We start from the raw sequence: 25,658 nt of genomic DNA on the forward strand, positions 1-25,658 counted from the left end.
TCCCTGGTCCTCCTATAGCTAAAACCTTTTAGCGATGAGATCCTCTATTATTTTCCGTACCGTCTCTAGAGTGCCGGCAGCTTTCCAATACTCCATACGAACTGGTCCTATCAATCCAATCTTACCCATTTCACCAAAAGACTTATACCCGGCTAAAACCAGGCTCATTTCTTTCAAATCCTCAACCATATTTTCCTGCCCAATCCTAATCTCCACTTCGTCGCTAACCTCTGCAGGCACGATGTTTTTAAAAAGGACTTCCTCCTCAAATAGATGTAGAATACGCTTGAGTTTTTCCAGATCCTTAAATTCAGGCTCATTTAGTATATTAAGAGCACCGCTAATAATGACTTTTTCTTCTCCCGAATCCTCCAAAAGTAAATCTATAGCTTCCAGTGCAGAATCAATGACTTTGCGTCTATTATGCAGCTCATCACGTACTCTTTGCAGGTCGGAACGGGTTAATTCCCCCAGTTTACAATAGGCAAATGACCGGTTGAACATGCGACCAATAATCTCTAAATCTTGCGGAGTTACTGATGGGGGAATATCTATTTTGCGATGCATGATCAGCCCGATATTAGTAACCAGAAGCACTAGAGCCTTGCCTTGCCCCAGCGGAATCAATTGCAGATTACGAAATTCCCTGGATTGTACTGATGGTATTATAATAAAGGATGTATAACTGGTTACATGAGACAAAAAATTACCTACATTACTGATCACATCTTCCCAGTCTTCGATATTCTCACTAATTACTCTTTGGAGCAGATCAACCTCAACCTCAGTCACTTCTTCGTTTTCCATCATACAGTCAACATAATAACGGAACCCCATCTGTGAAGGTATTCTTCCCGCTGAAGTATGGGGCTGTTCCAGGTACCCCATTTCCTCCAAATCAGCCATTTCATTCCGCACAGTAGCCGCACTGATCTTTAGATCGTGCTTGCGTACTACTGCCCGGGAACCTACTGGTTCCGCAGTCTCCACATAATCTTTAATAATTGATTGCAGAATTTTTCTTTTGCGTTCATCAAGTGTCATTTTCCCCACCTCTGTTAGCACTCTCCTTCATTGAGTGCTAATGAGTATCTATTAAAAAATTAGCACCTGCATTTTCCTTTGTCAAGGGCTCATATCAGGCCATAAACCGATATAAAACCTCATTAGATATGAAATATGCCTCTTTGGTCAAACGCAACCAGCCATTTTCCAACTCCAGCAGTCCCTGTTTAATACTGTGTTCTACTGCCTGTGGATAAGTGGCTAATATATCCACACCATAGCGGCGCAAAAATTCATTAAGATTAATGCCCTGACATAATCGCAACCCCAGAATAATAGCATCACTTACCAGGCCAGCATCATCCATAACCTCCAAAACTTCGGTAGCTCTGTCTCCAGTTTTTAAGCTATTCAGGTATCCATTTATGCTGGGCTTATTTCTATAACGCATATGACCCTGAAAACTAACCGCACCGGCCCCCAGACCTATATATTCGCGCCCTTGCCAATAGATAAGATTATGCTGGCACTCATAATTAGCTTGGCTAAAATTAGATATTTCGTAGTGGTTTAAACCACTACTGTTTAGTACCTGCTGACCGCGGGTATACATCTCCCACTCGGTATCCTCTGATAACATAGCTACCTCTTTACGCTGAATTGATTGAGCCAGTGGAGTAACAGGATCTAATTGTAATAAATAAATAGATATATGAACCGGTTTCAAATCCAAAGCCTTTTGCAGGTTAGCTGCAAACCCATGGATAGTTTGCCCGGGAATGCCATAGATTAAATCAAGGTTATAATTAGAAATATTTTGGGCCTGCAGAATATCTACCGTCTGGTAAACATGTTTAGGCTGATGCTTACGTACCAGTACTTTAAGTTCAGCCGGGTTAAAGCTCTGCACCCCTATGGAAAAGCGGTTAATCCCAGCCCCACAGTATTGACATACCTGCTCTCGGCTAAGAGTAGCCGGATTAGCTTCCAGGGTGATTTCCACCCCCGGCTTAACCGAATAATACTTAAATACTGCCTTAAGAATTTTTTCTATCCCGGTTCCCGTAATCAGACTAGGGGTACCTCCCCCAAAATAAATAGTAGCAATATTTTTTTCCGTATAGGAAAGGGCTCGCTGCTGAATTTCAGCAGCCAGCCCATTAATATAATCATCAATTTGCCTTGGCGACCCTGGAGAAACCGAAAAAAAATCACAATAGCCGCATTTGCCCTGACAAAAGGGTATATGAATATACATTCCTATATCATTATTTTGGTTCGTTTTCAATATCCATCACACTCAAAAAAGCATCTTTAGGAACCTCTACCCGCCCAATCTGCTTCATGCGCTTTTTGCCTTCCTTTTGCTTTTCCAGCAGTTTCTTCTTACGGGTAATATCCCCCCCGTAACACTTAGCTAAGACATCCTTACGCATGGCTTTAACACTCTCACGGGCAATTATTTTATTTCCAATACCCGCCTGAATAACTACCTCATACATCTGGCGGGGTATAATTTTGCGTAGTCGTTCAGCAATGGCACGGGCCCGGTAATAAGAACGATCCCGGTGTGCGATAAAACTTAAAGCATCAATAATTTCCCCATTTAGAAAAACATCCAACTTAACCAGATCTGATTCATCATAACCGATCAATTCATAATCCAGGGAAGCATACCCTCTGGTTCTTGACTTGAGAGCATCAAAAAAATCATAAAGAATCTCTGCCAAGGGGAGCTTATACGTAATCATAACTCGCTGAGTACTAAGGTACTCCATATTAACAAAGTTCCCCCGCTTTTCCTGGCATAATTCCATGATGGTTCCCACAAAATCATTCGGTACCATAATAGATGCCTTAACATAAGGTTCCAGTACTTTTTCAATTTTCTGCTCTGCTGGCCAGTGAGTTGGATTTTGCAGGTAGAGCTCACTACCGTCGGTCTGTATTATCTTATATACTACGCTGGGAGCTGTAGCCAGCAAACTTAAATCATACTCCCGTTCCAATCGTTCCTTAATAATTTCCAGGTGCAGTAATCCCAAAAATCCACAGCGAAACCCAAAACCTAACGCATCTGAATTTTCCGGTTCATACTGTAAAGAAGCATCATTAAGTTTAAGCCTTTCCAGGGCATCTCTGAGCTTTTCAAATTCATTATTCTCCAGTGGGTATAACCCACAATATACCATGGGTTTAACCTCTTTATAACCTGGCAAAGGGCTAGACGCCGGCCGCTTGGCTCCGGTAATAGTGTCACCCACTTTAGTATCAGCCACATTCTTTATACCTGCCGCAACATACCCTACTTCCCCCGCCTTTAAACCGTCCACTTCAGTCATATAAGGCGACAGGACTCCCAGTTCAATAACTTCAAACTCCTGTCCGGAAGACATCATACGAATCATGTCTCCTTTTTTTAGAGTACCGGACATCACGCGTATATATGATATGGCCCCTTTATAGGAGTCAAAATAAGAATCAAAAATCAAAGCCTGTAAAGGACTATCCTCATCTGCCAAAGGTGCAGGAATACGCGCAACGATAGCTTCTAAGACCTCTTCAATACCAATTCCCATTTTCGCCGAAATAGGGATAATCTCATCACCGGATATTCCCAGAACATCTTCCATTTCCTGCTTAACTGCCTCCGGTTCAGCACCGGGAAGATCAATCTTGTTAACTGCCCCAATGATTTCCAGGTCCAGATCCATGGCCATATAGACATTGGCCAGTGTCTGAGCCTCTATACCCTGGGAGGCATCAACCACCAGCAAAGCTCCCTCACAGGCAGCCAAACTCCGGGATACCTCATAAGAGAAATCAACATGACCAGGAGTATCAATCAAATTAAGTATATATTCTTCACCATTACGGGCTTTATAACTAAGACGCACCGGCTGAAGCTTTATAGTTATACCCTTTTCGCGTTCCAGGTCCATTTTATCCAGAAACTGCTCTCGCATCTCCCGCTCGCTTAAAGCCCCGGTCACCTGTAATAATCGATCAGCCAGGGTAGATTTACCATGATCAATATGGGCTATGATACTAAAATTCCTTATTTTATTCTGCAAACTACCTGAACCTCCCAATTCGGAAGAGTAAAAAAATCGTTGGCTTAAATTATAACCATTTCCCGGCTATTCTTCAATCAAGGCGGCCGGCCTGCCTTCACTTGAGATTCCTTTATGCTTGCTACAATCAGGCCTTACCCGGCAAGCGACGACGTATCATTTTAAGGAGTAATTCTGATTCCTCCAGTTTAAACAGGTATACAAGTAATCCATATACCATTACTCCCACTGCGATACCGGTACCAACTCCTATTAAAAGGTTTAATTTCATTGCCAGGCCTAGTACCTCCACCAACCAACTGGTAATACCCCGTACCACCAGGTACATCACCGCAGAAGCACCAGCTGATATTACGAAACTCATCATAATCCGGGAACCATCCATCTGGCCAACTTTTACCCTTAATATCACAAATAGCAAAACTAGGTTGATAAGCCCAGCCAGGGAATAAGCCAGGGCTAAACCACGATGCCCCATCGTACCCACTAGTTGAATAGAAAGGAATATATTAAAAGCAATGGTTACCGCAGCAGCTATCACCGGTGTAAGAGTATCCTTCAAGGCATAGAAACTGCGATTAAGAACCTGAATAGAAGAATAGGCAAACAGTCCTATACAATAGTATAGCAGAGCCTGATTGGTAGCTGAGGCCATGGCAGAAGTAAATTCCCCCTGTTCAAACAGTAATTTTATCAATGGTTCACCAATAGCAATCAAACCCAGAGAAGCAGGGATACTTACCAAAAATACGGCCCTTATCCCTAAGGATGTAGTTCGTTTAAACTGGTTAATTTCACCACGGGCAGTGAGCATAGTCATGGTAGGAAATATAGCAGTAGCAATGGAAACCGCAAATATGCCGATAGGCAGGTTCATAATACGCTGGGCTAGATTCAGCGCACTTATAGTTCCCGATCCAAGGCCTGAAGAAAGGTTCTGGGTAACAAACAGATTAAGCTGAACCACGCCCAATCCAGCCAGAACCGGAATCATAAGAATCATTATCTGGCGAAAACCTTTATTTCTAAAATCAAAAGTAAAATAATATTTTAATCCTACCCGTTTTAAAGCGGGAATTTGCACCACAAAATTGAGAATTGCCCCAATAACCACTCCATAGGAAAAAGCCGCTATACCCAGTTTATCCACTAGAGCAATTCCCACTACGATAATAACCAGATTATAAACCAGACTGCCCATAGCTGGTGCAGCAAAATTATTATAAGAATTTAAAACCCCCATGGCAAAACCATTTAAAGCCATAAAAAAGGTTTGTATAAACATTATATGGGTTAAATCTACGGCTAGTTGAATATATTCTGCCGGCAGCCCTGGTGTTAAAAGATGAATAAGGGGGCGGGTATACATATAGGCCATAACCAACAGTATTGCCAATACCACCAGTACATAGTTAAACACTACACTGGCTGACCTCCAACCCTCATCTTCTCTATCGGTAGCCAGATAAGAAGAAAATACTGGTATAAAAGCTGAACTTAAGGCCCCCCCTACCAGAAGCATATAAATGAAATCAGGTATGGAAAAAGCCGCCCGGTAAGCATCAGTAATGTAATTCTGACCGAAAAGGGTATACATAGCCACTTCCCGGCCATAGCCAAGGATCCTAGCAATAATGACGGTAACCATAAGCAAAACTGCCGCCCGGGCTACCCTTTTTCCCGTATCACTCAAAAGCGTCAACTCCATGCGTAAATTATCAAAACCAATCATATCAATGATAATTAATGCTGACCTTAATGTAAATCACCACTTGAAAATTACCCGGACATATAGTATAGATTATGAAAATCAAAACCCATCTTACTTAAAAGTAGCAAACTACGTTATTAAGCAGAATACATGCCGCAACTGATAAGATTGTATGGTAAGATGGGAATGGTTATCAACCATTAAAAAAACGTGGTAAATCATCACAAAATCTTATGTGCTCAGGGAGGGCGGGCCAGGATAGCCCCGGCTAGCAATAAAGAGGTAGGCAGTTTATTAGGCCTATAAAAGGCAGATTTTTATAAACTAAAGCAACCATCCAGTTAAAAAAACAATGTTAAAAATATCCCATATTTTATACAGGTAGTCCACTCCATTATTCCACAGATCAGCAGCTATTACCATGAGTTTCTTCCCGCCTTCCCAAGGCCACTGGTACTCATCCCCAGCCAGAACCACCTGTATATGGTCATGGGAAACTCCTATATCCAGCACTGGTCCCCGGTCTTCTAAAGTAAGTTGGTTAATACCCTGATTGCTGACATTTAAACCGGCTACAGTTAGTAAAATTACCATTATAACTAGGACAGTTTGCAAAACTAAGCGCAGCATTACCTTATTCCCTCCTCAAGAACTGATATCAGAACATCGGTAAATAGTTCAGCCGCATAACTAGCCTCTTCAAGGGTATTATTATCATTTCCAATTTCAATTAATAAAGAACGCGGGTGGAACTCCTGATTATAAGTACCCGCCTTAGTCCTGACTCCCTTGATTAAACCCGGATATAACTGTTCCCCATGCTCTAATAGCATTTGGGCAAATTGGTAATTATCCTTCCAACGGGGATGAGGTTTTCTTTCATCTGTTCCTACAATAATCAGTATGCGGGCACTCTTTTTCCCATGAATTTTTACTGTTTCCGCCGCCCTCGACCCGGGAATACTATCCCTATGCACATCAAAAATAGCCACGATATTATCTGGCCCTACTCTGTTCAATATCTCCTGGACAGTCTGCCGTGAGTTAGTATAACTGGCATTATATTCGGGATAATCATGAATACGGTCATTAAAACGAGTATCAATTCCCTGGTCCTTTAAAACTGTAACGGTTTTTCTGACTACTGTGGTAATAAGACCTCTTTTTCCTTCTGTTCTAGCTACTTTACTATCAGGAATATAAGATTCACAGGTATGGGTACAATAGAAAATCACCTGTTTCCCAGCTAATCCCGCTAAATTCTTCTCTTTATATCGCTCTTTTAAATTATCATCCTCCCGGCGAATAGCCGGTAAAGTGACCTCTTTCGGGTTTAGTTCTACCCCCGGATTCTCTATTTCTAAATCAGCCCCTGCTAAGGCTTGAATATTAAAGGCCATTAAGGCCTGGGGGACTTTTTTTTGATAATAACTGTTGGCAAACCACAAGTCCGGATTATCACCAGACAGTACTACATTAACGTTTTTAAATAAGGCAGTAGCCCCGTTCCCGCTCAGGTTAACGGAAGGAAGTGGTAAGGCACGATTATCTACGTTCCAGATAGGCCGGCAGGCAATTTTATTAAATTCAGTACTAACCCCGGCCAATAGAATAGCAAAAAAGATCTGAATTAAAAGAATGTTTTTTATAAAAGTAGTTAAATTTCGGTGTTCCACCCTGTCCACCTCACTTCGAATATATCTGGTTCAGTCTATGGTAAACAGGATAAAACTAGAACCTTATCCTGATTAATATTTTATGTAGACCCGTAAAAGCTATCCATAATTTATTGCAATTTGCTATTTCAAATGCTATAGTATTTCTGTTAGTCTGACTCGCAAGGAGGTGAAAATATTGGCAAAAAGTAAGACCCCTGCTAAGAGAGCACGGATTGCGGAGGCAAATCGCCTGCGCAATAAGTCTTATAAAACTAGATTAAAGAACGCCATTAAGCATTATGAAACTGCTTTGGCTGACAATGATCAGGAGACGGCCCAAAACAATCTATTAAAAGTCACCTCCCTCATAGATATCAGCGTATCCAAGGGAATTCTTCATAAAAACAGTGCTGCCCGAAAAAAATCAGCCTTGACCCGTAAATTAAACAGTATGGTTCAATAAAAAAAGACCTGTCTTTAAGGGCGGTCAAATAGGGATTTATAATCTCTGACAAATTCGGCATAGTCTGATTAGTGGCTATGCCGTTTTTTCATGTTTGCTTGAAAATTCTACTGCTCCGATACAAGCTAATATTCTTTTATTACTTGTATATATTTCCCCAACCTCTACACTTCACCAGAAGTTTTTATTCAGCATTTATTTATGGACATAACCTTTGGCTTTAGGACTTATATAAACCCCAACCAGGTGAGCAGGGGGGTGAAAGCCTTGTAAAGTATGGGATCGATTAAGGGAAGCTTTATTCCGGCCGCCATTAGTAGGCTCAAAATTAAAGCGGATAATAAAAAAACACTAAAGGTCGCGAGATCCCGCCAGTATTTATCCCGTATTAGGCCCGGAACCTCAAAGAGGCAGATGAGGATATAAGCGATGATTACTAGAAATACATTAAGCATTAACCCCATCCTCCTGTTGGTATCCGGTTTTTTTGACTTTGGCCACAATAAGGGTAAGTAGTGGCAGAAAAAAAGCAAAGACCATGCTATAGAAGGGAAACATCATGCCGGAATCAAGAATATCATAAATATATTTGTCAAATACCAATAGGCTGATATTTAGAAGTAAGGCGCCTATGGGTAGAACTAAAGGGGTATAGGATCGCATTTTTAGCAGCTGTGAAACCCCCAGAACCGCACCGTAATAAATAATTGAGCCTTTTGCAAAACCCAGGGACAAAAAAAGCACGGACAAAAGGATCTCCAGGCGAGTAAATATTTCTCCAGTGTTTATAATGCGTACTGTTGCAACAGCAGGATAAGTGCTGATAGTAGTATACGATCCAAGCACAGCAGTGGTTCTGACTGCATATAGCACTAGTAATATACCGCAAAATAAAAAAGATTTTTTCATGAAACCACCAGCCTCCGAGGGGTTGGATACAAGATTGATAAACATTAAGAAAACCACAGTCTCGCCAAAAGGAAGGGCAGCAACGCATTGTATGGCTATCAGCATTTTGTTTATTGGAATATCCATAAAAGGTAGTAAGTTTGATATATCAACATCTTTAGCGAGCAAAATAAAATCAAAAAAGAAAATTGAAACCACTGCCATCAAAACTATTTGGCTGTATCTGGCCAAAACTTCAAGACCGCTTCGGACTGCGAAAGCGGATACTAAAAGCGGTGTGATAAGAAATACAATTAGGGGTGTAGAGGTCATTGCGATGGAGAAAAAGGCAGCAAAGAGCCGTAGCAGATGGGCACTTACATATAAAAAATATATCAAATACAGCCAGGATAGTGCTTTTCCTAGAAATGGCCCAAAGACCAGATCATTAATTTCTATGAGGTTCTTGCCGGGATGCTGTCCCGCCAGACTGTTATAGATAGCTAAAAATATAAAACCTTCCAGGGTTCCTAAGACCACTGCCAACCAGGCATTGCTTCCGGCCCTGGCACCGGGAAGGAAGATCACCGAAGAGCCCAAAAGAAAAGCACCCAGCAGATAAAACAACTGATTTGAGGAAATGGTCTGATTCCCAAGCTTCATACCTTAATCTCCTTTTTTAGTATAAACATTTGATAAAATGATACCGGGTTTTTTGACTGCACTTTCAACGATAATTTCTATCTGGAGAGAAGGAAATATTTCTTGCCAGTCGGATTCCATTTCCCCCCATTGCCGGGGGTGTTTCTTATTAAAAGCTTCTCCAAAACCAAAGATATCCGCTTTCAATTCCTGGGCCTTTTTTAAAGCTATAACTATTTCCTGACGGATTGCTTCGTTTTGCAGACTCTCCATTAATTCCCATACCCCGGGTTTAGTCAAGTCTTCGGGACAGGAGGTTTCACCCAAGTTACTATTTTCTTTAATTCGCACTGTTATCGTCGGCTTACCGTCTCTAAATTCCGGAATGATTTTGCTTTTTGCTTCCAGGACTTCCAGGCTGTAATTACCCATGCCATGGGGGTTTTTTACGACGATAATCCCCCCCTTGACCTCCCCCAAAACCCATAATAATCCTCTGGACTCGCGATCGTTCAACTTACCCACCATTTTCATATTATGATCGAAAACTGCCGTCTGGCTGAGATTTAGTCTTTTTTCCTGACCCGTATTTTCAAGATGTATATAGGAAGCTGTTGGTGCTGTACTTTTGCTGGTAATCTTTCGTGCCAGATCCTTAATATTAATGGCCGCAACCCGGGAATTAGACCTTTGCTCGATAACCAGATCACGGATGAAAAATGCGGAAATGTTATTTATTCTGGTTTTTGTAGCCAATATATCCTGAGCTTTTCCTTCTGCAACAATAATCCAGTTGGTTTCACGAAATTCATAATCTCGCATTAGCATGTCAAGATAATCTTTGATACCCTTTTTGGCCAGATCTTCCCCGAAAATTATTACCTGGTTATGGGGAAAAAACAATTTCCGGGAGGAAACTGAGGTCATAAGCCTAATGGCTTCAAATACTGTGGTGCCTTCACTTGTCGCAATCCAAAAGGGTTGCCCGCCACCGCCCCCGGTGGTCTGGGGAGTTTTTACATTTGTAGGATCAATAATTTGCGTGCTTACTAGGATTTTGTCCTCCTGGGGGCTACTGTCAAATCCCAATCCAACTACAATGGCTCGCTTGTTTAAATCAATGCGATCCCAACAACCTGTAGTAAATAGTAATTGTAGTATCAAAATAAGTAATGTTGCTATTTTATAACGGTTCTTGATCCCGAACATATATCAAATAAACCTCCTCCATGGAGAACACAACTACTATACCTTTATGATCGCTTATTTTTCATATCAGTCACTTTTCGGCTTATTAAGATCAAGCCGGAAGGATGCCCGCTCCGGATCAATTTCTCGAATCAACGGTCTGCGGATTACGAGGAACCTTAGTGGTGCACGGATGAAAGTATCCTTTAGATGTGACCAGGAAATCGGATCAATAGGCGATAAATAGGTTAAACCAAAGGAACGCAGGGAGCAAAGATGAAACAGAATCGCTATTAACCCAATGCCAAGCCCATATATTCCAAGGAATCCCGCCATAATAATTAGACCGAACCGTAAAAGAGTCACCGCATCGGTGTGGGATATGACCAGAAACGACGATACCGCCGTAAGCGCGATGACAATCACCATAGGGGCTCCAATTAATCCCGCTTTGACTGCGGAATCGCCTATGATCAATGCCCCTACGATGCTTAACGCAGGACCAATGGTGGCCGGGAGGCGAATACCACCTTCCCTGAGCAATTCGAAAATAATCCCCATTAATAATGCTTCTACTACTGCGGGAAAAGGAGTGCCTTCCACCGCTGCAGCCATGGTGAGCAGCAAAGGAGTCGGGACAAGTTCAGGCTGAAAGCTTTCCAAAGCAACGTAGAGTCCTGGTGCAAGCAGGGTTATTATAAAGGCAATGAACCGTATGAACCGGACTAAACTGGCATAGTAAGGGCGAGAATAATAATCCTCGGCGGCTTGAAAGCCTTCGATAAAGAGCGATGGAACGGTAAGGACAAAGGGAGTTCCATCCACCAGAATTGCCACCCGCCCTTCCAGAATCCTTGCAGCCACTCGGTCGGGCTTTTCACTGTTGCCAACAGTGGCAAAGGGGGAGTAGGGAGCATCTTCTATAAACTGCTCGATATATCCTGACTCGAGAATATCATCAATGGTGATGATATTCAGCCGGCGTTTAACTTCTTCGACGAGGGCAGGAGGAGCTACACCATCGACATACGCTATATAGACCAGTGTATGGGTGCGTCTACCGAGGACCATTTGCTCAAGAACCAGGTTGGGATTGTGAATTTTTCTGCGCAACATGGCAGTATTGGTGCGAAGGGTCTCCGTAAAGCCTTCTCTTGGCCCGCGCACCGTCTGCTCTACTTTAGGTTCTTCAATCGCACGAGTTTGCCAGCCTTTGGCATCTATATCCAAAAAGGAATCACTGCCGTCCAACAAAAAAATAGCGTTTCCATATAATAGAGATGCAATAAGCTCATTAAATCCGGTTTTTTCATTAACATCTCCCACCGCCAGGAGAGATCGCCGGATGAATTTGATGTCATTTTCATGTAATGCCTGACTGTTGATTAAATGGGTATCATAGATTAATGGCTTTACAATGTTATCGTTAATCACACTTTTGTTTACCATACCGTCAATAAAGACCAGAGCAGCATGAACCTGGCTTTGATTCCCAAAGCAAAACTCGCGTATTACTATATCCTTGCTGTTTTTTAGTAATGTTTGGATGGTTTCCAAGTTCTTTTTGAGGTGCCGACTCAAATCCTTAGAGAGTGTAGGACCATCTTCATTTTTTGTTCGGACTTACCTTTTATTGATGCCAAAAATTTCAACTTTTTTGATAGATACCTCAAAATTCAAACCTGCTCTCCATTATTTATCATCAAGTTTAGCATTTAACAAATATGGCAGAACTATTCGCATTCTCTAAAGGGTGTGTTTGGTTACGATGACCGAGTATTGAAATAATATCTAGCCTTTGAAGTATTCCGTCATAAAAAGCCACGGTTTACATAACAGTTGGCGAATCGGCTTCACTTCCCTAAAATGGGCATGAAAAAAGCACCTCGTGTGAGATGCTTTGTTGAGTATTTAATTATAATAATATTAAGTCGTATATTAAGAATGATGTGACATATCACCATTTTTTCTTTTTAAACTTAGGCATTAAATCGAGCAGGGCTAAGAAAAACCATAAAGCAAATCAAAGGCAGCTAACCCCCTAGCAATTGCGATAAAGTCTTACCGACAAATCCGGTAAATCAGTGATTCAACCACCAGCACATTATCAACACTACTGGTTTTTAACTTAATATCTGTGTCCAGCAAATCTGTAAATACCTGATGCACTTCCTCCCAGGTAAAATTTCTCGTTTTATCTACCATCTTTTTAATAGTAAATTCTTTTTGACCAGTAGATTTAACAATCTCTCCCATAGAACGACCTTTTTCCTGCAGGTATTTTACCTGTCCTAATACGGAAAACTGCCGCCCTACCATATAAAGCATAAATAAGGGATGCTCACCCTGAGCTAGTAATTGGTGAAATGCCTGCAAGGCCTTGCGGGTATCCCGAACTAATAAAGCATCGATAAACTTAAATACTTTCACCTCATCACGGGTTTCAATCTGGCTACGCAAATCTTTATCCTGTAGTGAGCCTTCCTGATCACCCAAGGATAATTTATCCAAAACGTTAACCAGAGAATACATGTCCAGCCCACTCTTAACCAGAAAATTAACTGCCTGGGGGGTAGCCTTAAGATGGCGCACCTTAATTTCTTCTTGAATCCATTTGCGCAGAAAAGGTTCACCTGCTTTCCGGCATTGAATCACGGTACACTCTTTATCAAGTAATTTCACCACCGGATTGCCGGATGGATGTTCCAGGGAGGTAACAATTAAAACCTGTCCCTGAGGCATATTTTCAAAATAGCGTTCCAAAACGATTTTGACATCATTAACTGCCCCTTTGCTGCGCTGGTTCTTTTTCAGCCAGGCAGGGCGCTTAATCACTACTACCCGGGAAAAGGCAAAAAGAGGACTAAAATCAAGCATACTAATTAACTGTTCCGCATTTACTTCATCACCATCTATATAGACTAATTCCGGCTTTTCCCCATGTTTTTCCTCAATAGCCTCGGTAATCTTTCTTATTTCCTGGTCAATTAAATAGTTTTCTTCACCCCAGAGGAAATAAGCCCCTTTTATATCCATACTGTTCCTCCTGGTTCTAAAATTGCTGATACCATGCTAATCATAGTACTATCTTGTATTTTACCATTCTTTACTTATTCCGGTATGTTATAATCTTTTACGTAAAACATAGTAATAAAAAACATACCACATTACCAGTTTTCGTTACCGATTAGTTCAAATCATGGGGGGGTAGACTATTGAATAAGCAGTTTGATGTTATTATCGTAGGAGCCGGACCTGCGGGTATTTTCGCCGCCATGGAAATTGCCCGGCATAGCGATTTAAAAGTCCTTATTATTGAAAAAGGAAAGAGTGTTGAGAAACGTCAGTGTCTGATTTCAACTGATGAACCAGCTTGTAAAAATTGCCATCCCTGCTCAATTATGAGCGGATGGGGTGGGGCAGGAGCTTTTTCTGATGGCAAACTCACCCTTACTACCGAGTTCGGCGGCTGGCTGGATAATTACATTGGCCGTGAAAACCTGCAACAGATGATTGACTATGTAGATAATATATACGTACACTATGGAGCACCAGATCGGCTGTTCGGTAAAGATAGTGAAGCAGTGCAAGACCTGCAGGTGAGAGTGGCACGAGCCGGGTTGAAGCTGATTCCCGCTTTAATCCGTCATATGGGAACCGATAATACCCTTAAAGTTCTGGCCAACATGAGAGCTGATCTGGATCCTGTCATAAGTATTCATACCGGAGAAACCGTCCAGGAAATTATGGTCAAAGACGAACAGGTCCAGGGAGTAAAAAGCAACCGCGATACCTACTATGCTCCTTATATAATCATGGCACCAGGCCGGGATGGAGCCCAATGGTTTTCTGAACAAGCCGCCCAACTAGGTATTGTTCTTTATAATAACCAGGTTGACCTGGGGGTAAGAATAGAACTTCCGGCCGTTACCATGCAGGAATTCACCGATAATGTATGGGAACCAAAAATAATTTTTAATTCCAGGCATTTTGACGATACAGTACGAACCTTTTGTGTAAACCCTAACGGGCATGTGGTAATGGAAAACACTAATGGAATCATTACCGTAAACGGGCATGCCTATGCAAACCAGAAAAGCGACAACACTAACTTTGCCCTGCTAGTCAGCCAGGAATTTACCGAACCTTTTGATAAACCTATCGTTTATGGGCGTTGTATTGCCAGTCTGGCTAATATGTTAAGCGGGGGAATTATTATCCAGCGCTATGGCGACCTTAAACGGGGACGCCGCTCAACGGTTAGCCGTATTAAAAGGGGTATGGTTGAACCTACCCTTAAAGGGGCTGTACCTGGTGATCTTTCTCTGGTTCTTCCCCACCGCTACATGGTAGGTATTATGGAATGCCTGGAGGCCTTGGATCGCGCTATCCCTGGTGTGACCTGTGACCACACCCTTTTATACGGTATTGAGGCTAAATTTTATTCCGCCCGCCCCCGTCTGAACAACAACTTGCAAACTGATATTAAGGGGTTATGGGCCATCGGAGATGGTGCTGGAGTTACCCGGGGTTTAATTCAGGCCAGTGTTTCTGGTGTCATCGCTGCCCGGGACATTATGTCTAATTAACGGTTTAGTTTAAGGTTTTACTTCGCCAAACATACAAGGGACACCATTGCCTACTTAATTTTTTACTGTTTAGCCCCTATTATATTTTTTAAAAAGCCTAAATTATTAGGGTAAAATTCATACTACACATTCGGGCCCATCCTGTAATTATTAAAGCCATGTAGCAAAAATCAGTTAAATAGATAGGCTGTTCAGGAAAGCCAAACTCCATACACAAATCATTACCGGGTACCATCTACACCCGAAAGGTCAGAGTAAGTGCTTCCTTTAACATGACTTTTGAAGGAGCACTTGCTTTGTCCCTCTTTAGCTCAAATCAAATTTAATTTTTGGAGTAAATCCCGGTCATTTAAAGCCTGACAGGCTAGTCCATCAAAAACCAATCCCTCCTGTTCAGCCAGCAGAAGCACTCTTGAGGATAATCTCTGCACCAGTTGGAAATTATGAGTAGCAATAATGAGTGTACGCCCTAGCCTGTTTAGCTCCTTAAGAACACCTACCATCCAGCGCGCCGTTCGTGGATCCAGTCCATTAGTAGGCTCATCTAAAATCAGAACCTGAGGATTTTGGACTAGTATCGAAGCCAAGGCTACTTTTTTCTTCTCTCCACCGCTCAAACGATAAGGAGAACGATCTGCCAAATGCTTTATACCCAGTAACGCCAGCAGGTCATTCACCCTCTGTTCAACCATTTCCCCAGGTAGTCCCAATTGTATTGGTCCGTAGGCGATTTCGTCAAACACCCGGCTGGTAAAAAGCTGCACATCGGAGTTTTGGAACAAGTAGCCTACGCGGCGGTAATATTCCTGACAAAAGTTCGCTTCCTCCATCTTTTTTTCCGTAATTTTATAACCAAAAGCATTAACTTCCCCCTGCTGAGGATAATATAATCCACCTAGGATCTTTAAAAGAGTTGTTTTACCGGAGCCATTGGCCCCCATCAACGCTATACTTTCCCCCGGGTTTATTGTTAGGGAAAGATTGTTAAATACTTGATCACCCCGGCTAAAACTATATTTTATTCCCTTAAGATCAAATACCGGACAATTCACAGACAATCACTTCCCGCACTGCGAATCAGAACTGATTTTACATTCTGCCAAGAACAGCCTTCCCCGACAACCTCCATTCTGACTAATTTACCCGTATAGCCACGGGCCGTCATAGCCTGAAAAACTTCCTCCGCCAGAAACATACTTTTTGCAAACAATGTTCCCGCTCCCGAAAAAACTTGTCCTTGCCGGTCTTTCAAAGATAAATTCCCCACTGTTCTCATTTTTCTAGCCTGAAATATTTCCAGGGCTATAACTAACAATAGAATAATATAGCGGTAAGTCATCTCCATAATTACCACCATCACCCCTGGAACTCTTAGTATCCGCAAGGCCCTTACTAAATCCGCTAGTGGAGTAGTAAGGGCCAGCAGTACCCCGAAAGTAAGGCATAAACCTACCCGAATAGAAAGCAGCAGCACCGCAATAAGTCCCGGTTTGGAAATATAAATACTTTCCGGCCAATACCATCCGGCTAACTGAGGTGTACTGGTAAAAGTATATAGTACAACAAGAGGTTGTCCATCATTGATAATGTTAAGCATAGCTGGTATTCCGGCTATAAACGTAATGAGCGGGACAAAACCCCAGACTCGTAATTGTATTTTCCCGAAAGGCAGGTGGGATAAACCCATCAAAAAAAGGCTTAAAAACCATAAAATCGCTAAACACATAAGACTGCGGCTGGTACTAACGGCGATAACACATAAAATAACCGCACCTAATTTTATCCGGGGATCTACCTTTTGGAGCAACCCATTACTTCGAGCATAAACCTCACTCCGCAGACTATCAGCCATAACCCTGGTGAGATCCTTAATAGTCTTAACCAGGTATCGGGTACTCTGGCTTCTGCTTTTTACTGGAATTACCTCCTGGTCAACCGGCTGCTGAATCCAGTCTGGCAGGACTACGATAGATTTATTATCTGTCATAATTACTCCCTGATTCTTTTTCCAATCATAAGCATAATACCGGCTACTAATATAACCCCTATCAGAGCAGATAAGATATAACCGGCTGCGGACTGGGCAAAACCAGCATTAAATCCACTCACAGTATAATCAGGCAAAATCGGGTATTGCCAGGTGTCCATATAGCTGGCTAAACCCCGGGGAATAAAACCTACCTCATCCAGCAATTCATCAGTACCCCATTCTCCGAATGCTGTTCCGGTTGCTAACAAGCCTAACGGGCACATAATAAGAAACAATAACAAGGCCCCCCATAATTTCCGGTATACTTTAAACATGGGCAGTCACCCCCATCTTGGTATCGGATTCGATATAACCAGGCATAAGTTCAGGATAATGCTGGCCTATAAACCCTACCCCTGCTCCGGTTAAAAGCGCTTCTACTGGACCAGCTAATAGTAGATGTTCAGACATCATAGCCGCAATGGTGACCCGCATAGGATACATAAAATATAGGGGCGTACCATCAGTGGCCTGGAATAAATGGTATTGTGAACCAAACATTACAGCTGTAGTTAAAGCAGCTATGTTTAAACCTGCATATCCGGCTAAGGCGGCCGCCACTATTCCTCTCCCGGACAAAGGATCAGCCTGCCCCTTTACCATCCGGTAAACCCAATAACCAAACCACGGCATTACGAAAGCAATATTAAAACAGTTAGCCCCCAATGTAATAATTCCTCCATCACCAAAAAAGAGAGCTTGAATAATCAATGCTACCGATACACCCAGACAAGCTGCCCATGGCCCCAGGAGAATAGCCAGCAAAACTGCTCCCACTGCATGAGCAGAACTGCCTCCCGGAACGGGAATGTTAAACATCATAATCACAAAAGAAAAGGCAGCTCCGATAGCCAGTACCGGAACATGTTTCTTTTTAAGATTATTCTCTACCTTCTTAGTCGCAGTTGCCAGTACCGGAACCATAACAGCCAGAAAAGGAACTGCTGTCTGCGGACTTAGGTATCCGTCTGGTATGTGCATATATATAACCCCCTTAATGTTTTAATAAACCTCAGCAAAAAATGGCCATGATTAAGTCAAGGCTATGAGCCTTTAGCCTTCATGGCCTGTTACTGGCATTAAATCGATTCTTACGGACACCTGCATGTGCTTTTTATTGCACTTAGTGCTTTAGGTTTTTCAAACAACCATTCCACCGCTTCTCTTATACCCTTTTTCTCAACTGGCATTCCCCACAAACCAGCCCTTTATCAGTATTAATTGCCCGGGATAACATAACCCCTTCACCACACTTAGTACATTGAACAGTTTTTTCAATATGGGCTCGTTCCAATTCAGGTACTGGAACATCCTGCCAGTGGAAAATATTGTCCAGAGGGCTATTCATAATAGTCGCTATAATTTCATCTAGTAATATTTCCAGCTCTTTTTCCTCGCTTTCAGTTAAATCCTGCCGATCTTTTAACTCCCGAAAACGTTGGAAAGCAGGAATATCAAGGCCTTTAAATTTTTGAGCAATACGTACCGCCCGGTTACTAGTACGGCTGGCAATAGTATAAACGTTTTTCCCATAATCACGGAAAAAAAGATTACCTTTACCGAAAGTACAACTTAGAATAGCCTGGATAGCATCAACCCCACAGGAATCAGTTTCTACTACCGCTAGTAATTCCTCATCCCGGTCAGGTTTTAATTGCAGGTAATCTAAAGCAAATTCTGCAGCTCTTACCCCCATCAAAAGACCTGGACAAACATGTCCATGAAATTCAATCGCCTTCTTAAGAAGCGGCATATCTTTGCGCATAATCAGTCCACCTTTCCCTCCATTTATTTACTATTTTCCTTTCTCCAAAATATAACCTAAAATGTAACATTAGATCTAGTAATTTATAAATCCCACTAGTTTATGAGGATGATTTTTCTTTACATAGAAAATTGTACTATAAATCATTCCCATTTATAAAATCGATGACCAGATTCTCCAGTAATCCTGCTTCAATCCTAAGCAGGTAAAAGATAAGAAAGAAGAGGGAAGGAAGCAAGTGCCCCCTTCCTCCCAGCGTACGGCGGCCAGCTTCCCCCTTCTGCTCCCCCTGGTTGCCATTATTAAACTGATAAGGAGGGCTAAATTTGAAAAAGCAAAAAATATCCGGCAACACCTTTTGGATTAAAAATCCTACTAATACAGGTTTATTCGTTTTCAAAGATAAATACACGCTCTTGGTAGATTGCGGCACTATTCAGCAGGCTAAGAAAATAGGTGTCTATCTCGGCCAAGAAGGTCTTAATATAAAATACCTGTTTTACACCCATAGTCATCCCGATCACTGCGAAGGAAATCTTTATTGCAAAAACCAGTTTCCGGGCAGCCATACCATAGCTACTGAAGAAACATCTCTATTCATGGAAAACAGCTATCTTTTCCCCCTCTATCTTTACGGTGGAAATCCATCCACTAACCTGCTACGATCCCTTAGCAGTAATCAAAAGCAGGAGATAGATCAGATAATTACACCAGGTACCTGTAAAATAAATGAGGAAAAATTTGAAGTCATTCCTCTCCCTGGACATGCACTAGGACAGGCTGGTATAGGTACCAGGGATCGAGTATGCTTTTTGGGAGATGCTTTGTTCAGCCAGGAGATCCTAGAAAAATATTCTTTTCCGTTTTTGTATGATATACCCGCTTTCAAATCTACCCTTGAATTATTGCCCCAACTAGATTATGAATACTTTGTACTGGGACATGCCGACCAGATTTACTCCCGGGAAGAACTGGTGAAACTTACCGAGATGAATACCTTAAACCTGAATCGCTATCTTGATCTGGTGGTGGAGTTATTACAACAACCTAAAAGCCGGGAAGAACTATTAGAAGAAATCGTAATCCTGGAAGATTTGGAACCTGATTTTCAGGAATACTTTTTTATTTCCTCCACCCTGGCAGCTATGATAGCTTTTCTCGATCATAAAAATCTGATTGATTACCAATTGGAAAACGGCCGGCTCTATTATTATGCTAAAAGCTAATTCTGCCTTGAAATCGCCACCACTTTTTTATTAGCGTTTATGTTTACCGAAACTTTGATAAAACAGCCCCTTGATTTTCATGGATTTTTAACATAATAATTCCCAACTGCTATTTAAGTAATTTTCCACTGCAGCCAGGCACGGATACGGCTTAAAACATAACCCCGGCGCAGCAGCATAACTAGGGCCAATTTATTACGCACCTGCAAGTTCCTCCACAATATAATAAAAAAATATACGGCCAAAACTGCTTCGAAAAGATCTGCCAGGGAAAATGCCAACCATATTCCATTTAATTGCAAATACTTGGATAACAGTAATAAAAGAGGTAAAAAAAATCCCACCTGCCGGGCTAGTGATAACCACATGGCGACTATCCCCTTCCCCAGAGCCTGTAAGACGGTATGTAAAATAGAGACAGGACCCATGAAAGGCAGAAAAAGGGTGGCTAGGCCTAGGCACTGTTCACCTATCATTATTAGGGCAGGGTCGTTAGAAAAAAAGCCCATAACCCCTTCCGGGAAATATTGAAGTACCCCCCAGCCCACACCTATAAAAAGAAAAGCCAGAGCAGATGCTTTAACCAGGGTTTCTTTTACCCGTTCCAGGTTACCAGCACCATAAGCAAAAGCAGCAATAGGCATAGCTCCCTGGCAAAGTCCAAAAACCGGCATATAAGCAAGAGAACGGATCCGTAAAAATATCCCTAGAGCCGCTACGGAAGTATAGCTATATCCGGTTAAAATACGGTTTATAATTGCCAAAACTACTACACCGGCAATTTCCATAACCATGGTCGGCAACCCCACCCGATATATTTCCACCAATAACTTAAGACTAGGCGAGAAGCTGGCTGGAGACCAGGTGATAAAAACCCTTCTACGACGAATAATCACGATCAACATAATGGTACTAACCACCTGACCCAGAATCGTAGCTACTGCGGCACCATTTAAGCCCATAGCCGGAATTATCCCCCTGCCAAAAATAAACAGGGGATCTAATAGAACATTAAAAACTATTCCTACTACCGCAGCTAGCATGGGTATAAAGGTATCCCCTTCACCCTGAATGATATTTCCCAAAGTCATGGGAATAAAAATAAAGGTACACCCTATAAAGAATATATTCAGGTACTCTTTGCTTAATAAAAACGTCTCCGGGGTACAGCCAAATAAAAGTAACAGAGCATCAATGTTACTGGCACCCCCCAATGAAAATATCCCCCCGTAGATTAGGGTGATAAAAATCCCATGCCAGGCAATATTATCGGCTGTTATGACATTATTTTGGCCAAGAGTTCTACCAATGAGAGAGGTTAAACCTACGCCGGTAGCAGATGAAATGGAAACAAGTAGAATTTGAATAGGTATTACCAAAGTAAATGCAGCCAGCGAAGCCGACCCCAGCCGGGCAATGAAAAAAGTATCTACCAGGCTGAACACAGAATATACCATCATACCAGCTGTAGCAGGAAATGAAAGCCTTATTAACAGGATCCCTACTCTCTGGTTGGTCATATCGGCTTGCTTGATCATGAATCGCCCCCTGACTACAAACTATGAGGAAAAACGGTTTTTTATAATGTTTTCTATCCGCGCTTTAAAAATAAAATCATTAAAGCTGGCTAGTAAATGGCAACCAGGAAGGATTCATTTCGAGATAAACTACTTAAATTAAGCCCGCGACGGGAAATACTATAAATGGCATAATATAATCTAGGTGATAGCACCTCAACTTTTATGAACCAGTTGGAGAAAGGACGGAATATCCATGTCAATACTCATAAAAAACGGTACTTTAGTAACCATGAACCCTGCTCGGGAAATCTTGCAGTGCGATATTTTTATTAAACAGGATCGTATTGTTCAAATCGGGGAACTAGATAATATCTCTGCCGATCAGATTATAGACGCTACTGGTAAGCTGGTTATACCCGGTCTTATTCAGACTCATATCCACCTGTGCCAAGTTCTTTTTCGGGGAATGGCCGATGACCTGGAATTGCTTGACTGGCTTAAACTTAAGATCTGGCCGTTAGAGGGAGCCCATGATGAAGAATCCCTTTATTATTCAGCCTTACTAGGGTGTGCCGAACTGCTCAGAGGCGGGACTACTGCCATCATTGATATGGCTACGGTACATCATACTGATTCTGTCTTCCAGGCAGTAAACCAATCCGGACTGCGCTACCTGGGAGGGAAATGTATGATGGATCACGGGGAGGGAGTTCCGACCAGCCTTCTGGATACTACTGAGAAGGCTTTACAGGAAAGTATGGACTTGTATGAAAAATGGAATGGGCATAGCCAGCAGCGCATCCGTTATGCTTTCTGTCCCCGTTTTGCCGTTTCCTGTACCCATGATCTCCTCCAGAAAGTTCAGCGTCTTTCCTATCAGTATTCTATTCCTGTTCACACCCATGCTTCTGAAAACAAAGGCGAAATCCAGGTGGTGCAAAAAGAACGGGGCATGCGCAATATATTGTACCTAAACCAACTGGGATTATGTAACCCTAATCTCATCCTGGCTCACTGTATACATGTGAACCCAGAGGAGATGCAGGTATTATCTACCAGCCAAACCCATATAAGCCATTGTCCAGGCTCCAATCTAAAGCTGGCCTCAGGAATTGCCCCGGTACCAGATATGCTGCAACAAGGATGCCAGGTCTCCCTAGGAGCAGATGGAGCCCCCTGTAATAACAATCTGAGCGCATTTATAGAAATGCGCCTGGCTGCTCTTATCCAAAAACCGTTACATGGACCTACTGTAATGCCAGCTAAACAGGTATTCGAAATGGCTACCCTGGGTGGAGCCAAGGCCCTGGGCTGTGAAGATCAACTAGGCAGCCTGGAAGAGGGGAAAAAAGCTGATATAGCCATTGTAGACCTGCAGGGATGGCATACTAAACCTAATGAAGGAGCCAGTGTTTATAGCCAGATGGTTTATCAAGCTCAGGCTAGTGATGTTTATGCAACCATTGTCGATGGAAATCTGCTGATGCTAAATGGTCAGCTATTTAGCATACATAGCCGCGATTTAGACATAAAATCCCGTCAATCACTCTCTCGAGTCATTAAAAGAGCTGGCCTTTAAAAACCAGCTCACCAAAGCCAAACATCTTAATTTTTAGCAGTATTTCTAAAACTAGTTACCTGTACCTGCTCACCATCACTTAAAAAACTTACTGCGCCATCCTGGTCAGTCCTGAAGGTACGGATATCTTTTTGTTCTAAAAAATCCAGTACTTCAGGATGAGGATGACCAAATTGATTATTACCTACCGGAATGACAGCCCAGCGCGGTGAAACCTCCTCATAAAACGAATCAGATAGTGAATAGCGACTTCCATGATGTGGAACCTTCACTAGTAGAGCACTCTTAATTAAGTCACCATCTTTTATTTGTTCCAGACAGTTGGAGTCCAGATCTCCGGGAAGAATAAAACTAAAATTCCGATAACCCCCTTCTACAGCTATTGAATTAGCATTGGGCGAACTTCCCGGGTTAACTGCCGGTGGATAAAGGATATTTAAAACCATTTTATTATCTACTTTCACCAGCTGACCAGCCTGTAAACCGATTACCCTGACCTTTTTTTCGGCAGCAATGTGCTTCATTTCCTCATAGCAGGGCTGATCTAAAAGCGGGGCTGGTAGTCCCAGGTAATCTGCCGGTACAACTTTTAGCACCGATTGCAGCCCCTTAAGATGATCAATATCAGGATGGGTATTTACTACCAGATATAGCTCTCTGATACCCCGGTGGCGCAAATAAGGTAATACCACTCTCATTCCGGTATCCACAAACTGACTTCCCCCACCATCAATAAGGATAAATTTGCCGGTGGGGGTTTTTATTAAAATACTATCCCCTTGTCCTACATCCAGGAAGGTAACTTCTACTATTCCGCGCCCGTATACAGAGGCCGGCAAAAGCTCTACAATCGTAAATATACCTAACATAATTAGGCTGGCCAACAGGATACACCGCGGCCCTTTTTTGCTGGTTAAACCCCAGCAAAGTATGAGTATACCCGCATAATATAAAATCAATAGAATTATTCCCGGTGTAGCCACCCAGAGAAAAGCCCCGGGAATCTTCACCAGCCCATTTACCAAATAGATTATGATCCCTATACACCAACTGGCCGGGTAAAGAATAAGTGTAGCCAGAAGTGGAATTATTCCCGCTGCCGCCAGAGCCACAAAGCCGCATATAACCGCTCCTCCTGCCAGATAGGTAATTAAGATATTACTAATAAGAGATATGGGGGAAAACAGGTTAAAGTACCAGGCTACCACTGGCGTAACCGCTAGCTGAGCACAGATAGGAATCAAGGCCAGGTCAACCAACCGGGGATAAGGCCATGTTCTGACTTGCTTTAGCAGAGGAAATAAATAAACTAACCCTAATGTAGCCAGAAAGGATAGCTGAAAAGAGATCTGAAATATTGCCCGGGGATTTATAAGTATGATAATGATTCCGGCTATTCCCAGGCTATTTAATAAATGACTTTGGCGGCCGGAATAAATAGCTAATAAAGCTAATGATGCCATGATAGTGGCCCTGGTTACCGAAACCGGCCAGGATATAAGGCTGCCGTAAAGCAGCATTAGCCCCATGCCAACCAGGAACTTGCCCCGGGCTCTCCAACCTAACCAGGAACAGACCAGATTAGATAATACCAGCAAGAAACCCACATGGAGTCCTGACACAGCAAATAAGTGGACAATACCAGTTTGCTGGAATTTTTCAAATTGCTCGGGATCTATATTTTCTTTTTCCCCCAGCAACATCCCTAGTAGGATAGCAGCCTGGTCATTTCCTACAGTATTAACAAATACCTGAGCCGCCCGGCTGCGAAAATCGCCCATGAACTTATTTAAAGGTTTAGGAGCAGATATTATTTTAATATCACCCGGCTCATTAACACCCAGGAGATAATAGATATTCTGGTGATATAGATAACGCTCATAGTTAAACTCCCCTGGATTACCCGGGGTAGAGGGTTTTTGGAGTTTACCGGTAATTCTTACCCGGGAGCCCTGTTCTAAAGGCAGATTAAAGTAGCAGTTTACCTGTATGTTCCGGCTATATACTGATGAGGAATCGGTACGCACTATGAATCTCGTATATTCATCCCCGGTGATAGGACGACTTTTAACTATACCTTCACAGACTACATTCTCTAATGGTGGGTGATCTTGGGGAGGAGGAACCTGCTGAATATAAAAATATAGTATAAAAAGCAGTATAGTTCCTATAAATAGTAATACTTGTTCGAGTTTAAAACGTTGGTAAAAAAAAACGGTCAGCAATACTAACGCAACACCACTAATAATCCAGCATTGATAATATACTAATAGTTCAAAAACAGCCAGGAGTAAAAATACTAAAAACCAGACAGGTCCCAT

22 protein-coding genes are annotated in these 25,658 nt (G+C 42.3%); 4 read left to right on the forward strand and 18 right to left on the reverse strand.

Annotation, left to right across the window (positions count from 1 at the left end; all coding sequences use genetic code 11):
• Positions 1-18: 18 nt before the first annotated feature.
• The 6 genes from hrcA to spoIIP all read right to left on the reverse strand — a co-directional run bounded on the left by hrcA (position 19) and on the right by spoIIP (position 7,466).
• Positions 19-1,044: a heat-inducible transcriptional repressor HrcA gene (hrcA, locus tag ACZ5Q0_RS02480; protein ID WP_446819596.1), complete on the reverse strand. Its 1,026-nt coding sequence runs from the start codon at positions 1,042-1,044 to the stop codon at positions 19-21.
• 94 nt (positions 1,045-1,138) lie between these two features.
• Complete coding sequence (hemW, locus tag ACZ5Q0_RS02485; protein WP_446819595.1) at positions 1,139-2,293, reverse strand: radical SAM family heme chaperone HemW; 1,155 nt, start codon at positions 2,291-2,293, stop codon at positions 1,139-1,141.
• Positions 2,274-4,079 carry a translation elongation factor 4 gene (gene lepA / locus ACZ5Q0_RS02490; RefSeq protein WP_447182679.1) on the reverse strand — a complete coding sequence of 602 codons (1,806 nt, stop codon included), beginning with the start codon at positions 4,077-4,079 and terminating at the stop codon, positions 2,274-2,276. Before lepA ends, hemW begins: the two co-directional genes overlap by 20 nt.
• A gap of 127 nt (positions 4,080-4,206) precedes the next feature.
• A complete protein-coding gene (gene murJ, locus ACZ5Q0_RS02495) occupies positions 4,207-5,772 on the reverse strand; it encodes a murein biosynthesis integral membrane protein MurJ (RefSeq protein ID WP_446819591.1) in 1,566 nt (521 codons plus the stop codon).
• Between the two features lie 342 nt (positions 5,773-6,114).
• Complete coding sequence (locus ACZ5Q0_RS02500; RefSeq protein WP_446819589.1) at positions 6,115-6,420, reverse strand: hypothetical protein; 306 nt, start codon at positions 6,418-6,420, stop codon at positions 6,115-6,117.
• On the reverse strand, positions 6,420-7,466 hold the full coding sequence (gene spoIIP / locus ACZ5Q0_RS02505) for a stage II sporulation protein P (protein WP_446819587.1): 1,047 nt from the start codon (positions 7,464-7,466) through the stop codon (positions 6,420-6,422). Before spoIIP ends, ACZ5Q0_RS02500 begins: the two co-directional genes overlap by 1 nt.
• Before the next feature lie 169 nt (positions 7,467-7,635).
• On the opposite strand from spoIIP, the gene rpsT reads away from it, so the two are divergent.
• Positions 7,636-7,911 carry a 30S ribosomal protein S20 gene (rpsT, locus tag ACZ5Q0_RS02510; RefSeq protein WP_447182680.1) on the forward strand — a complete coding sequence of 92 codons (276 nt, stop codon included), beginning with the start codon at positions 7,636-7,638 and terminating at the stop codon, positions 7,909-7,911.
• 227 nt (positions 7,912-8,138) lie between these two features.
• Here rpsT and ACZ5Q0_RS02515 read toward each other — a convergent pair whose 3' ends face one another.
• From ACZ5Q0_RS02515 to holA, 5 genes are all read right to left on the reverse strand, one after another.
• Positions 8,139-8,366 (reverse strand): hypothetical protein, encoded by a 228-nt coding sequence (locus tag ACZ5Q0_RS02515; protein ID WP_447182681.1) that lies wholly within the window; start codon positions 8,364-8,366, stop codon positions 8,139-8,141.
• Positions 8,359-9,462 (reverse strand): GerAB/ArcD/ProY family transporter, encoded by a 1,104-nt coding sequence (locus ACZ5Q0_RS02520; RefSeq protein ID WP_446819585.1) that lies wholly within the window; start codon positions 9,460-9,462, stop codon positions 8,359-8,361. Before ACZ5Q0_RS02520 ends, ACZ5Q0_RS02515 begins: the two co-directional genes overlap by 8 nt.
• Before the next feature lie 3 nt (positions 9,463-9,465).
• Complete coding sequence (locus tag ACZ5Q0_RS02525; RefSeq protein ID WP_446819584.1) at positions 9,466-10,650, reverse strand: Ger(x)C family spore germination protein; 1,185 nt, start codon at positions 10,648-10,650, stop codon at positions 9,466-9,468.
• Between the two features lie 66 nt (positions 10,651-10,716).
• Positions 10,717-12,210, reverse strand: a complete 1,494-nt coding sequence (locus ACZ5Q0_RS02530) for a spore germination protein (RefSeq protein WP_446819583.1) — start codon at positions 12,208-12,210, stop codon at positions 10,717-10,719.
• Between the two features lie 480 nt (positions 12,211-12,690).
• Positions 12,691-13,665 (reverse strand): DNA polymerase III subunit delta, encoded by a 975-nt coding sequence (gene holA / locus ACZ5Q0_RS02535; RefSeq protein ID WP_446819582.1) that lies wholly within the window; start codon positions 13,663-13,665, stop codon positions 12,691-12,693.
• 179 nt (positions 13,666-13,844) lie between these two features.
• Here holA and ACZ5Q0_RS02540 point away from each other — a divergent pair, with 179 nt between their 5' ends.
• On the forward strand, positions 13,845-15,218 hold the full coding sequence (locus tag ACZ5Q0_RS02540) for an NAD(P)/FAD-dependent oxidoreductase (RefSeq protein ID WP_447182683.1): 1,374 nt from the start codon (positions 13,845-13,847) through the stop codon (positions 15,216-15,218).
• A gap of 311 nt (positions 15,219-15,529) precedes the next feature.
• On the opposite strand, the gene ACZ5Q0_RS02545 is transcribed toward ACZ5Q0_RS02540, so the two are convergent.
• From ACZ5Q0_RS02545 to ACZ5Q0_RS02565, 5 genes are all read right to left on the reverse strand, one after another.
• Positions 15,530-16,270 carry an energy-coupling factor ABC transporter ATP-binding protein gene (locus tag ACZ5Q0_RS02545; protein WP_446819580.1) on the reverse strand — a complete coding sequence of 247 codons (741 nt, stop codon included), beginning with the start codon at positions 16,268-16,270 and terminating at the stop codon, positions 15,530-15,532.
• Positions 16,267-17,205, reverse strand: a complete 939-nt coding sequence (gene cbiQ / locus ACZ5Q0_RS02550) for a cobalt ECF transporter T component CbiQ (protein WP_446819579.1) — start codon at positions 17,203-17,205, stop codon at positions 16,267-16,269. Before cbiQ ends, ACZ5Q0_RS02545 begins: the two co-directional genes overlap by 4 nt.
• A 2-nt stretch (positions 17,206-17,207) precedes the next feature.
• Positions 17,208-17,522: a PDGLE domain-containing protein gene (locus ACZ5Q0_RS02555; protein ID WP_446819578.1), complete on the reverse strand. Its 315-nt coding sequence runs from the start codon at positions 17,520-17,522 to the stop codon at positions 17,208-17,210.
• The gene (gene cbiM / locus ACZ5Q0_RS02560; protein ID WP_446819577.1) at positions 17,515-18,228 is read right to left on the reverse strand and encodes a cobalt transporter CbiM; all 714 of its coding nucleotides are present in this window, start codon (positions 18,226-18,228) and stop codon (positions 17,515-17,517) included. The genes ACZ5Q0_RS02555 and cbiM overlap by 8 nt, the downstream gene beginning before the upstream one ends.
• Before the next feature lie 184 nt (positions 18,229-18,412).
• Positions 18,413-19,012 carry an FmdE family protein gene (locus tag ACZ5Q0_RS02565; protein ID WP_446819576.1) on the reverse strand — a complete coding sequence of 200 codons (600 nt, stop codon included), beginning with the start codon at positions 19,010-19,012 and terminating at the stop codon, positions 18,413-18,415.
• 326 nt (positions 19,013-19,338) lie between these two features.
• Between ACZ5Q0_RS02565 and ACZ5Q0_RS02570 the strand changes: the two genes are divergently transcribed.
• Positions 19,339-20,238, forward strand: a complete 900-nt coding sequence (locus tag ACZ5Q0_RS02570; RefSeq protein WP_446819575.1) for an MBL fold metallo-hydrolase — start codon at positions 19,339-19,341, stop codon at positions 20,236-20,238.
• Between the two features lie 113 nt (positions 20,239-20,351).
• Here the strand turns inward: ACZ5Q0_RS02570 and ACZ5Q0_RS02575 are convergent, their stop codons facing one another.
• On the reverse strand, positions 20,352-21,776 hold the full coding sequence (locus tag ACZ5Q0_RS02575; RefSeq protein WP_446819574.1) for an MATE family efflux transporter: 1,425 nt from the start codon (positions 21,774-21,776) through the stop codon (positions 20,352-20,354).
• A gap of 235 nt (positions 21,777-22,011) precedes the next feature.
• On the opposite strand from ACZ5Q0_RS02575, the gene ACZ5Q0_RS02580 reads away from it, so the two are divergent.
• On the forward strand, positions 22,012-23,337 hold the full coding sequence (locus ACZ5Q0_RS02580; RefSeq protein ID WP_446819573.1) for a 5'-deoxyadenosine deaminase: 1,326 nt from the start codon (positions 22,012-22,014) through the stop codon (positions 23,335-23,337).
• Positions 23,338-23,363: 26 nt separating this feature from the next.
• Here ACZ5Q0_RS02580 and ACZ5Q0_RS02585 read toward each other — a convergent pair whose 3' ends face one another.
• The gene (locus ACZ5Q0_RS02585) at positions 23,364-25,658 is read right to left on the reverse strand and encodes a DNA internalization-related competence protein ComEC/Rec2 (protein WP_446819571.1); all 2,295 of its coding nucleotides are present in this window, start codon (positions 25,656-25,658) and stop codon (positions 23,364-23,366) included.

Source organism: Syntrophomonas erecta subsp. sporosyntropha (genome assembly GCF_055395365.1).

Coding starts and splice junctions, on each gene's coding strand:
- ACZ5Q0_RS02525 (WP_446819584.1), bottom strand. CDS start 10,650: ATGTTCGGGATCAAGAACCGTTATAAAATAGCAACATTACTTATTTTG.
- ACZ5Q0_RS02580 (WP_446819573.1), top strand. CDS start 22,012: ATGTCAATACTCATAAAAAACGGTACTTTAGTAACCATGAACCCTGCT.
- ACZ5Q0_RS02515 (WP_447182681.1), bottom strand. CDS start 8,366: ATGCTTAATGTATTTCTAGTAATCATCGCTTATATCCTCATCTGCCTC.
- cbiM (WP_446819577.1), bottom strand. CDS start 18,228: ATGCACATACCAGACGGATACCTAAGTCCGCAGACAGCAGTTCCTTTT.
- ACZ5Q0_RS02565 (WP_446819576.1), bottom strand. CDS start 19,012: ATGCGCAAAGATATGCCGCTTCTTAAGAAGGCGATTGAATTTCATGGA.
- cbiQ (WP_446819579.1), bottom strand. CDS start 17,205: ATGACAGATAATAAATCTATCGTAGTCCTGCCAGACTGGATTCAGCAG.
- ACZ5Q0_RS02555 (WP_446819578.1), bottom strand. CDS start 17,522: ATGTTTAAAGTATACCGGAAATTATGGGGGGCCTTGTTATTGTTTCTT.
- ACZ5Q0_RS02520 (WP_446819585.1), bottom strand. CDS start 9,462: ATGAAGCTTGGGAATCAGACCATTTCCTCAAATCAGTTGTTTTATCTG.
- ACZ5Q0_RS02585 (WP_446819571.1), bottom strand. CDS start 25,658: ATGGGACCTGTCTGGTTTTTAGTATTTTTACTCCTGGCTGTTTTTGAA.
- holA (WP_446819582.1), bottom strand. CDS start 13,665: ATGGATATAAAAGGGGCTTATTTCCTCTGGGGTGAAGAAAACTATTTA.
- hrcA (WP_446819596.1), bottom strand. CDS start 1,044: ATGACACTTGATGAACGCAAAAGAAAAATTCTGCAATCAATTATTAAA.
- ACZ5Q0_RS02575 (WP_446819574.1), bottom strand. CDS start 21,776: ATGATCAAGCAAGCCGATATGACCAACCAGAGAGTAGGGATCCTGTTA.
- ACZ5Q0_RS02500 (WP_446819589.1), bottom strand. CDS start 6,420: ATGCTGCGCTTAGTTTTGCAAACTGTCCTAGTTATAATGGTAATTTTA.